Below are 11325 nucleotides of genomic sequence, written 5' to 3' on the forward strand. Positions count from 1 at the left end.
CCACCGCGGGCAGGTCAATCGCCGGCTGCGCGAGGTCGGGGGAGAGCCGACGCTGGTGGATTACATCGCCTGGATCTGGATGCACCGGCCGGCGCCGGCGTGGGAGGCCGCGATGGCCTGAGGCGGACCCGCCCCAGGCTCGCTGGTCACCGTCATCGCCCCATCCATCAACTCGATCAGATGTTTGCTGATCGACAAGCGTGATCAGCCCCAGATCGCCAACAATGACAGTGGCACTTCGAGACAGGAAGGCGCCGGGTCTCCGCTTGACCAGGATCAGCCAGCCGACAGAAAACGCCAGATAGGCGAGGCCGGCCCACAACGAATCGTACAGGGTATCGATCCCCCGCCCCACCACAGGTACCCGACCATCGACGCGAATAGGCTCGTCATCACGACCCGCGCGACCGCCTGGGAATATTCTTCGTCTACGGCTGGCTTCAGAGCGAGGTATTCCTGATTCATGACCCTGTGCAACAGACAACGTTACCTATCGGCGTTGGTATCGGCTGGTCTGCGGCGATGTAAAATCAGGCGAGTACTCTTCGTCGGAAATCGGGTCATGTGGCCGGCGGCGTGTCGCCGTATGATGAGGCGGTGGTAGATACGTTCTGAGCGGGCGTCGCCGTCGCGGGCTGTTTTTCGAGCATGCTGGAAAACGCCCTGCCGTAGAGGTCCCAGACGGCCACAAACAACGCGGCTATGATCGGACCGATGAACAGGCCGATCCCACCGAATAACGACAGCCCGCCTATGATGCCAAGCAAGACGAGCAGATCCGGCATCTGGATGTCTTTCCCAACGAGCCGCGGCCGGGCCAGATTATCGGCCAGGCCGACGACAATCATACACCAGACGGCCAGCCCTATGCCGGCGCCGATTTTGCCCGTCGCGATGAGGTAGATCACGCCCGGAATCCACACGATGGCGGCGCCCAGCAGGGGGATGATCGACATGACAGCCATCACCGTCCCCCAGAACACGGCGCCTCCGATGCCGGCGACGGCAAACGCCACGCCGGCCAGGCCACCCTGCATGATCCCGATCAAAAGGGCACCCCACAGGCTGGCGCGGGTCACGGATACAAATTTTTCGACCAGCAGCCGCTTGTCTCCATCCCGCATCGGAATGTAGTGGAGGATCTGGTCCAGCAGGGACTTGCCATCGATCAAAAAAAAGAACATGGCATACAGCATGATGCCAATGTGCAGGAAAAAAATCGCCGTCCCCGTCGTGACGGTTGCTATATTCAGAATGACGAAGTCGCCCATGCGCTGGACGGCATCGCCGAGTCGAACCAGGATTTCCGACTCGTAGGGTTCGATATACTCGGCGAACGGAAGTCGATCCACCCAGTCCCTGATGACATTCGGCTGTTGGAGCAGTTGCTCGATGCCGGGGCGGATCGTGGTGAGGATATTGGCCGCTTCAGCCGCCACGATGCCCAGGAAAGCGGTGATCGGGATGACGAGGAGGAGCAGGACGATGAGGATGGTCAGCAACGATGCGGGCGTCCGCCGGCCACCCACGCGTCGCAGCATCCACACGTACAACGGATGCGCCATGGCGGTAAAGATCGCGGCCATGAGGAGCGTGATGAGGTATTGATCGATCATCCGCAAAAACAACAGCGTGATGCCGATCACCAGCAGGAGTAGGAAGGTGCGCCGGAATAACAGGGGGGTCGGTTCCATACTCAATCGATCAATCGCCCGCTCAGCCGGCGCAATTCGGTTTCCGCCCGTTTTGCTTCGAACTGCGCCAGAAGGAGCAGGCTTTGCGCGCGCGTGAGGGTTTCTTGCACTTCGCGCAGTTCGATCGACGTGATCGTGCCCAGTTCGAAGCGATCGAGCCCAATATCGACGTTTAGCCGCGCAAGCGCCAGATTCTCACGCTCGATCGTAATCAATTCGAGGCTATTCTGGTAGTCCTGAAACGAGCGGCTGATGTCGGATTGTAGGCGCGTGCGTACGTCTTCGATGATCAGTTCGGCGTTTTTGAGCTGGATCAAGGCGTTTTCGCCTCGCCGCCGGCGGTTCATGCCGTCGAACAGGTTCAGGCTGAGGGTGGCGCCATACGTGAAGTCGTTGGTCTCGTTGGCGAGCAGGAAGCCGGTTTCGGCGTTGAGGTCGGAGTAGTTCAGGCCGGCGTTCACGCCCACCGTGGGCATCCACTCGGCGCGGAGTTCGCGGAGCTGGACCTGCGCCACATACCGTGTTTGCTCGGCCAGCGCGAGTGCGGAGTTCCGTTCGAGGGATTCACGCTCGAGCACCTCTTCATCGAGAGGGAGGACCAGTTCGATGCTGTCGACGACGGCGTAATCGAGCGCGAGGGGGCGAACAAGGAGCTGGTTAAAATCAGCTCGCGCATTCACCAGGGCCGTGCGCTGGCGGAGGACGGCGGCGCGGTCCGCATTGAGGTCCAGCCGGGCCTGCCGCACCTCGAGTTCGGAGGCCGAGCCGAGGTCGCGCCGCAGCTCGGCGATCCGCATCCGCTCCTCAGAGATCTCGACGGCTTCGTCGAGCACCCGAAGCTGTTGCTGCTGGCGGGCGATGTCGTAGTAGGAAACGATGACGTCGGTGAGCACCAGCTCGGTCGTGTTTTCGGCCTGGGTCTGCTGCTGGCGGTAGAGGCCGCCGAGGCGGTCGTACACGGCGTTCCGGCCGAAGCCATCGAAAACCGTCCATTGGAGCCCGACGCCGGCCGCTTTCCGCCGCGTCAGGGCGCCATCGCGCTCGGTGACATCGCCACTCAGAAAGCGCTGGGTGGTGTTGGCCACCGTGCGGCCCACGCTGGCGTCGAAGCCAACGAACGGCAGGAAGCCGGCATTGCCGAGGCTGTAGTTGTTGGAGGCGATCGCGATGTCGTTCTGGACGATCTGGATCGCATAATTTTTTTCGAGGGCGAGGTCGATGGCTTCGCGCAGCGTGAGCACATCCTGGGCCCGGGCAGGTAGCGCGAGCACCAGGCCCAGGACTACCATAAGGAGCAATTGCTTCATGGGGTGACGGTGGGGGCGCTCTCCGTGCGCGTCTCGGTTCGAACGGGGGGGCGTCCTTGCGTACGCAGGGCATCGACGACCGCCTTGAGCTCATCGGGCCGGTTTACGGTGCGGCTGGCCAGGAATGTGTACATGGCGGGGATGACGTACAGGGTCAGGAAGGTGCCGATTAGCAGCCCGCCGATGACGGCAATGCCCATCGGCACCCGGCTTTCGGCGCCCGCGCCCAGCGCAAGCGCGATGGGTAGGATGCCGAGGATGGTCGAGATACTCGTCATCAGCACCGGGCGCAGCCGGGTGACGGCGGCGTCGTTGGCGGCTTCGGCGATCGAGAGCCCCTGCTCGCGGCGCTGGTTGGCGAATTCGACGATCAGGATGCCGTTTTTGGTTACCAGACCGATGAGCATGATCATCCCGATCTCGCTGAAGATGTTGAGGGTCTGGTCGAAGTACCAGAGCCAGAACAACGCGCCGGCAAGGGCGAGCGGCACGGTGAGCATGATCGTGAACGGATCCCGGAAGCTCTCGAATTGGGCGGCCAGTACCAGGTAGATGAGCGCGAGCGCGAGCAGGAAGACAAACAGCAGGCTCGAGGAGCTCTCCACGAAGTCGCGCGAGGGGCCGGAGAGGTCGGTCGAAAACGTGTCGTCCAGGACGCGGCCGGCGATGGCGCGCATGGCCTCGATGCCGTCGCCCATCGTGTTTCCCGGCGCCAGGCTGGCCGAGACGGTGGCGGAGACGAAGCGGTTGAACCGGTAGAGAGCCGGCGGGCTGCTTTCTTCCTGCACCTCCACGAGGTTGTCGAGTTGCACCGGCTCGCCCGAGGCGTTGCGCACAAAGAGCGACCGGAGGTCGAGCGTCTCGTCCCGATTTTCCCGTTCGACCTGCCCGATCACCTGGTACTGCTTGCCATCCATGATAAAATAGCCCAGCCGCTGCTCGCTGAAGGCCAGCTGCAGCGTCTGCGCAATGTCCAGAGCAGACACGCCGAGCGCGCGGGCGCGCTCCCGGTTGATGCTGATCCGCAACTCTGGTTTGTTGAACTTCAGGTCCACGTCCGTAAATGTAAACGTGGGGTCCTGCCGAGCCTCCTCCAGGAACTTCGGCAGGATTTCGGTGAGCTTTTCGAAACTCGGCGCCTGGATCACGAACTGGAGGGGCAGCCCGAACGAGCGCGAGCCGATGGTTTCGGGCTGGGAGACAAACGTCCGTGCACTGGTGAGGCCCTGCACCTGACCAACCAATGCGTTGGCGATTTCCTGCTGGGAGCGGTCGCGGTCGGCGGCCTCGGTGAGGGTGAGCGTCAGAAACGAGGAATTCACCGACGACGCAGCCCCAAAGCCGGGCGAGGTCACCGAGAAGACGGTCGCTGTTTCGGGCACCTGCTCGCGGACGAGGTCCGTCAGCTGGTCCACATACGCGTCCATGTACTCGAAGGTCGCTCCTTCGGGCGCCGTGGAGATCAAGCGGAGGCTGTTGCGATCCTCGAGCGGGGCAAGCTCTGTGGGCAACTGAGCAAAAAAGAATGGAATGGCGGCAAAACTGAGGAGGAGTACCGGGACCGCGAGCCACCGATGCTGCATGAACGTGTGCAGGGTGTCGCGATACCGGGTGGTCATCCCCTCGAAGAACGGCTCGGTTTTGTTATAGAACCAGGAGTGTTGGGTGCGCGCCTTGAGCAGCCGGCTGCTCAACATCGGGGTGAGTGTGAGCGCCACGAAGGAAGAGATGACGACCGAACCGCCGATGACCATCCCGAATTCCCGGAAGAGCCGGCCGGTGAGGCCGCCCAGGAAGAGGATGGGGAGGAAGACGGCGACGAGCGCTAACGTGGTCGCGATGACGGCGACGAAGATCTCGCGGGTGCCCTCGATGCCGGCCTCCAGCGGCGGCATGCCGGCTTCAATCTTGCTGTAGATGTTCTCGAGCACGACGATGGCGTCGTCGACCACCATGCCGATCGCCAGGACGATGCCCAGCATGGTCAGCACGTTGATCGAGAAGTCCAGCATGTACATGATGAAAAACGATCCGATCAGCGAAATCGGAATCACCACCGCCGGGATGATGGTCGTCCGCCAGTCGCGCAAGAAAAGGAAGATGATGAGCACGACCAGGGCGAGGGCGACAAAGATCGTCTGCTGCACCTCGCTCACGGACTCCCGGATGTAGATCGTGTTGTCGAAGCCGATGGCCAGCTCGATATCGTCTGACAACTCCCGCTCGATCTGATCCACGCGGCGGTAAAACTCGTCAATGATCGCGATGTTATTCGCCCCCGGAAGCGGCCGCAGCACGACGCCAACCATCGGGATGCCGTCGCGCTTGAGCACCGTGCGTTCGTTCAGCGGCCCCAGCTCCGCGCGGCCGATGTCCATGAGTCGGACGATCTGGCCGTCATCGTCTTTGATGATGAGGTTGTTAAACGCGTCGGGCGTTTCAAGCCGGCTCATCGTGCGGACGGTCAGCTCCACGTCTCGGCCTTCGATACGGCCGGAGGGGAGTTCGACGTTTTCGCGTGTGATGGCGTTGCGTACGTCGAGCGGCGAGAGCTTGTAGGCCGCCAGCTTCTGAGGGTCCAGCCAGAGCCGCATGGAATACACCTTGGACCCCCAGATGTCGATCGCACTGACGCCCTCGATGGTCTGAAGCCGCTCCTTGAAGATGTCCTCCGCGATCTTGGTAAGCTCCAGCAGATTGCGTTGGTCGCTTTTTACACTCAGGAAGACGATCGGGAAGGCGTCGGCGTCCGCCTTGGTTACGATGGGCGGGTCGGCGTCGGGCGGGAGGTTGCCGATGGCGCGGGACACGCGGTCGCGCACGTCATTGGCGGCCCGCTCAAGGTCGACGTCGATATCGAACTCGACCGTCACCGTGCTGCGCCCTTCGCGGCTGACGGAAGTGAGGGTGCGGATGCCCGAGATGCCGTTGACGGACTCCTCTATCGGCTCGGTGATCTGAGACTCGATGACGTCCGCATTCGCCCCCCGATAGTTGGTGGCGACGGTGATGATCGGGGGATCGACGGCGGGGTACTCGCGTACGCCGAGATCGAAAAAGCCCAGCATGCCGAAGAGCACGATGGCGATCGACATGACCACAGCCAGAACCGGCCGGCGGATGCTAATGGAATAGAGGCTCATAGGATCAGGGTAAAATGCAAAGTGCAAAAGGCAAAAGACGCATGGTCTGGTGCAACTTGCACATCGGGAAATGTCGTGGGTGGCTATGGCCCGTATCGATGGCTTACGGCTCAGGGAGGCAGTACCTGCACCCGCACGGACAGCCCGGGGCGGAGGAGCTGGACGCCGGACACCAGCAGGGTGTCGTTGGTGGCCAATCCGCTCAGAATCTGGACGCGGTCTTCGGTTCGGATGCCGGTTTCAACCATGCGCGAAACCGCCTTGCCGTTTTCCACGACATAGACTTTCTTCCCGCCGAGCTCCGGGATGATGGCGATGGCCGGCACGGCGAGGGCGTCCGGGATCTCGTCGAAGACGAGGACGATATCCGCGAACGCCCCGGGCAGCAGCCGGCGCCCCGGATTCGGACTCCGGGCGCGGAGCAGGAGGGTCCGGGTGTTGGCGTCGATCCGGGGTTCGAGGGCGTATACGGCGCCGCGCAGGGACTCGGCGATGCCTTCGACGCTGAACTCGATGCCGTCCCCGACGGCCACGCGCTGCGCGTACCGCTCGGGAATGGAGAAGTCGATCTTGACGGGGTCGACATCCTGCAGGGTGGTGATCACCGTCGCCGGCGAGATGTAGCTCCCATCACTCACCCGGCGTAACCCTACGATGCCATCAAATGGCGCTCGGATCTCACTTTTCGCGATTTGCGCCTGGATTAGTTCCACGTCTGCCTTTAAGACGTTGAGTTCGTTCAGCGTGGACTCGTATTCCTCGAGGCTGATCCCGCCCTTTTCGTAGAGCTGCTTCTGGCGGATCTCTCGTTCACTGGCCAGTGTGACGCGATACTCGGCCTTACGGAACTGCGCCTGCAACTCGCTATCGTTGATCTTGACGAGTAGATCGCCCAGACGCATGGCGCTGCCTTCCTGGAAGTGGATGCTGGTGATCTTGCCCGAGATCTCGCTGTGTACTTCGATCTCCTCGTTCGCGCGGATGGTGCCGGTAGTGAAGATGCGGTCGCTAAGTCGCTCGGAGACGATGACCAGACCCTGAACCTCGAGGGGGCGCTCGCCGGCGGGCGCGGGTGCACCGCTGGCGGCGGTCGACGGGGTTTGTCTGATTTTGGGCCAGGCAAGTGCCAGGATGATGACCAGGAACAGCAGGCCGAGCAGTATACGCCTGACAGGTTTACTCATGCGGATGATCCAGTGATGGGCCTACGTCTGGCACAACGGCCGATCACGGGGCAGGTGGCGGAATGACGGGGTGAGAATGCGTCGGCGCACGCCGTGTCACGATCCAGTCCAAGGATTGTTGCTCGTTCCGGTTTCTGGCATCCGAGTTGATATCAATTTTTACACATATCTAACAACTGGCCTCCGCAACGCCGCCGGCCGGTGGGTTCGAACCGACACCCCATCGGGCTCCCCTTCGAATACTCCCCCGGTACCATCAAAATGGTACCCGCGTACTCGTCCTCCCCACGCCCTTCTCGTGTACTACATGTAGTCATTCACCTTCGAAGCGAACAGTTATCGCATACCATGGAATCGACCGAACTTGCCGTCATCGCCATGCTCACGTTCCTTCTGGCCACCGGCCTGATGGCATTCATGAATCCCAAACGCGGTGCCTGACGCTCCCCGTAAGGAGCGACCACTGCCGCTTAACGATAGATAGGCTTTTGCCACCCCCGTAAGGGAAACGCCGGCTGCCACCGTAATGGCTCCGGCGTTTTTTTGTCTGTGAGTGAGCACGCTCTGCGTGCGTTCTGGAGCATGAGTGCGAAGGACGTGCAGGATCCCCAGCCCTCGTCTTCCCTCACGAATCGCTACTCGTTTAATCGCTAATCGCTACTCAATACTTCTTCAGGAGTACCCGAATCCCCTCGGGGTAGCCTGGCGAGCGAGGAGGAGGGCCGTACTTTATAACTGTAAACGATGAGATCGGACACCAAGCACAAAGACCTCCCGGTACAAGCAAATGATCGCGACTGAAACGGCCGTTCTGGTAATGATACTATTCTTTGGCGCTATGGCGGCCATGGCGCTTTTGCAGCCGAAACGCTCGTCCAAACGCTTTGTCCTCGGAGATCGCTAGTCCGAAGCTGACCCGCGCCTCATCTTACGTGTTGTGTTTCCTCCACCTGGAGAAGCCGGCAACCGCCGTAACGGTTGCCGGCTTTTTTATTGGGTGCGCCGGCTGCCGAACGCCCCTACGTGTTCATCACCTCTCACCGGGCCTTTTCCAGCGCCCAGCCGTATGTGAGAAGAGGATAACAGTCCTGCATCATCTGGACGACCGCCGCGGCAAAATCCGGTGTTTTTAGCTCGTTTTCGTTGAGTGGACGGGAGACGATGTACGATTTGAACTTCAGAAAAGCAGCGATCGGTTCGTCGCCGTGGTGTTCATAGCCGGCCGGACTGCGTTTGAGCTTTTCGTCGGATTCAAGGGTAAGGCCGGCGGCCGCAAGACGTTCTACCATGCCGAGGAACGTATCCGGATCGAGCGACATGGCGTTGCGCCAGGCGCGGACGACGTCGTTTTCGGGATGCCACCACCCCGAGGCCATCATACACTGCTCGGGTTCGACGTGGATGTAGATGCCGCCGGCGGCAGCGTGTGAGCCGTCGCGAGTCAGGACGGCACCGGCGTGGGTCTTGTACGGAGCCTTGTTATTCGAAAACCGAGTGTCCCGGTAAATCCGGAAGATCGATTTCTTGGGATCGGCGACGAGGTTCAGCCCGTGTGCGGCGGCTTCGCGGGACGCCTGAACGAGAAGGCACTGCAGCGGCCATACGACTTCGTCTTCATAGATCGATTTACGCTCCTTGAACCAGTCGCGCTCGTTATGGCTGGCCAGCTGGCGAAAAAAATTGAACGCTTCGTCACGGAAGCCAGGGAAGGGGGGGAGGTCGGAGTCGAACATGGAGGGGTTGGATGGTCAATTGTTAATTGTCGATAGTTAATTGTTGACAAGATCGTAAGCCATCGATCATCGATCATCGACCATCGATTATCGACCATCAACCAGTAGTCCCGATTTCCAGGCCAGATACCCCATAAACGCTGGCCCGAGGCGCAGTGCCTCTTCGTCGATGTCGAACCGCGGCGTGTGCAGCGCGTGGGCGGCACCCATGGTGGGTCCGTGGATGCCGATTCGGTAGAAGGCGCCCGGAATTTCGCGGAGGTACCAGGCGAAGTCCTCGCTGGCGAACCATAGATCCAGTTCAACCGTGTTTTCAGGCCCGACAAACTCGTGCGCGGCGGCGCGGACCAGGTTGGCCGGGGCCTCGTGGTTGAATAGCGCGGGGTAGCCGACCCAGATGTCGACATCCACCGTTGCCCCGAAGGCCTCGGCCGTGTGGGTGGCCACGCGGCGGATGAGGTCGTGCGCCCGGAAGCGCCAGCCTTCGTCCATCGCGCGAAACGTGCCTTCCATGCGGGCCGTGACGGGGATGACGTTAGTGGCGCCGTCGGCGATGACGCGGCCGATGGAGAGGACGCTCGGTGCGTCGGGTGGGCAGTTGCGGCTGATGACACTCTGAAGGGCCACGACAATGTGGGCGGCGACGAGTACGGCGTCGCTCTGCTGCAGGTGCGGGGCCGCGGCGTGCCCGCCTGTGCCGTGTACGGTGAAATACAGCTCGTCCGACGACGCCATATACATCCCGTTGCGGATGCCGATCTTGCCGACGGGCATGCCGGGCTGTACGTGTTGTCCGAAGATGGCGGCCGGCGCGGCGCGGCGGCCAGTACCGGCGAGCGCGCCCTCCTCGATCATCACCTTTGCCCCGCCCGGCAGCTTCTCCTCGCTGGGTTGGAAGAGGAGTCGCACGGTCCCGTGGATCTCCTCCTTTATCTTCGACAAAATCATGGCCGTGCCCAGCAGTGACGACGTGTGGGCGTCGTGCCCGCAGGCGTGCATCTTGCCCGGGCGCTCGGATTTAAACGGCAGGTCGTTCTCCTCGTGGATCGGCAGAGCGTCCATGTCGCCCCGGAGCGCGATCGTCGGCCCGGGCTTCGCCCCGACGATCGTCGCCACGACGCCTGTTTTCGCGACACCAGTCTGGATCTCTACCCCCAGCGGCGCCAGTGTCTCGGCCACGAGCCGGGCGGTTTCGACCTCCTCAAAGGCCAGTTCGGGCCGGCGGTGGATGGTGCGGCGAAGGCGGACGATTTCAGGAAAAATCTCGTCGGAGAGGGCTTTGAAACGGTTTACCATGCGTAGGTGGGGGTGTGACTGGAAATTACATCAGTTTTTTTCGCTTGTTGATGTACGCCATCAGCGCGGTGTCGTAGGGCTCGGCCGTATCGAGCTCGACGAAGTCGATGTTGTACCCGAGGCACTGCCTGCGGAAGTTCTCGCTGAAGAGGCGGACAGCGGCCTCGTAGTTCTCGCGGAGCTGCGCCGGCTGGAGTGTGATTTCCTCGCCGGTCTCCATGTCGCGAAAGACCATCGGCACATCCGGAAACCGGAATTTTCGCTCCGTCTCGCTTTCCAGGACATGGAAAACCAGCACTTCGTGGCCGCGGTAACGGAGGTGGCGGAGGGCTTTCAGCAATTCGTCGTGCGCGCCCACGTTCTCGAACAAATCCGTAATCAGCATCACCAGTGAGCGGCGGGTGATGCGTTCGGCCACTTCGTTGAGCACGGCGGCGGCGCCCGTCTTTTTTTCGCCGAGTTCGGCGTCGTTCATGTGCTCGAGTCGGGCGAGCAGCTGGCGGAGGTAGGACTGCGTGCTTTTCGGACGGAGCAGGGTGTGGACGCGCTCGTCGAAGGCGATGAGTCCTGTCGCGTCGCGCTGCTTCACCATCAGATAATGTAGCGCGGCGGCCAGGTACGAGCCGTATTCGAGCTTGCTGAGCGCGCCGGCGTGGCGGTACCGCATCGAGGAGGAGGTATCCAGCACGACATAGTGCCGCAGGTTCGTCTCTTCCTCGTATTGTTTCAGGTAGTGCCGGTCGGTCTTCGCGAATACCTTCCAGTCGACATGACGCAACTCGTCGCCGGGATTGTACGGGCGGTGCTCGGCGAATTCAACCGAAAACCCGTGGAAAGGGCTTTTGTGGAGCCCGGTCATGAACCCTTCCACGATCAGGCGCGCCCGCAGCTCCATGTTCTTGAGGCGAGAGATCGTGATCGGGTCGAGGTAGCGACGGGCGGTTTCCTGTTCCTGAGTTGCCAACGGG

At 61.6% G+C, this 11325-nt stretch carries 7 protein-coding genes; all 7 read right to left on the reverse strand.

Going from position 1 to position 11325, the window contains the following annotated elements:
- Positions 1–560 precede the first annotated feature (560 nt).
- The 7 genes from SH809_03240 to SH809_03270 all read right to left on the reverse strand — a co-directional run bounded on the left by SH809_03240 (position 561) and on the right by SH809_03270 (position 11321).
- Positions 561–1694 carry an AI-2E family transporter gene (locus SH809_03240; GenBank protein ID MDZ4698699.1) on the reverse strand — a complete coding sequence of 378 codons (1134 nt, stop codon included), beginning with the start codon at positions 1692–1694 and terminating at the stop codon, positions 561–563.
- A gap of 2 nt (positions 1695–1696) precedes the next feature.
- Entirely contained in the window at positions 1697–3001 is a 1305-nt protein-coding gene (locus tag SH809_03245; protein MDZ4698700.1) for a TolC family protein, read from the reverse strand.
- A complete protein-coding gene (locus SH809_03250) occupies positions 2998–6144 on the reverse strand; it encodes an efflux RND transporter permease subunit (protein ID MDZ4698701.1) in 3147 nt (1048 codons plus the stop codon). The genes SH809_03245 and SH809_03250 overlap by 4 nt, the downstream gene beginning before the upstream one ends.
- 110 nt (positions 6145–6254) lie before the next feature.
- Positions 6255–7328, reverse strand: a complete 1074-nt coding sequence (locus SH809_03255; GenBank protein MDZ4698702.1) for an efflux RND transporter periplasmic adaptor subunit — start codon at positions 7326–7328, stop codon at positions 6255–6257.
- A gap of 1037 nt (positions 7329–8365) precedes the next feature.
- Positions 8366–9061, reverse strand: a complete 696-nt coding sequence (locus SH809_03260) for a TIGR02453 family protein (protein MDZ4698703.1) — start codon at positions 9059–9061, stop codon at positions 8366–8368.
- 87 nt (positions 9062–9148) lie between these two features.
- A complete protein-coding gene (locus tag SH809_03265) occupies positions 9149–10357 on the reverse strand; it encodes a M20 family metallopeptidase (protein ID MDZ4698704.1) in 1209 nt (402 codons plus the stop codon).
- 25 nt (positions 10358–10382) lie between these two features.
- Positions 10383–11321, reverse strand: coding sequence for a DUF58 domain-containing protein (locus SH809_03270; protein MDZ4698705.1), 939 nt, complete (start codon positions 11319–11321; stop codon positions 10383–10385).
- Positions 11322–11325: the final 4 nt, after the last annotated feature.

This window comes from Rhodothermales bacterium, assembly GCA_034439735.1.
Classification (GTDB): domain Bacteria; phylum Bacteroidota; class Rhodothermia; order Rhodothermales; family JAHQVL01; genus JAWKNW01.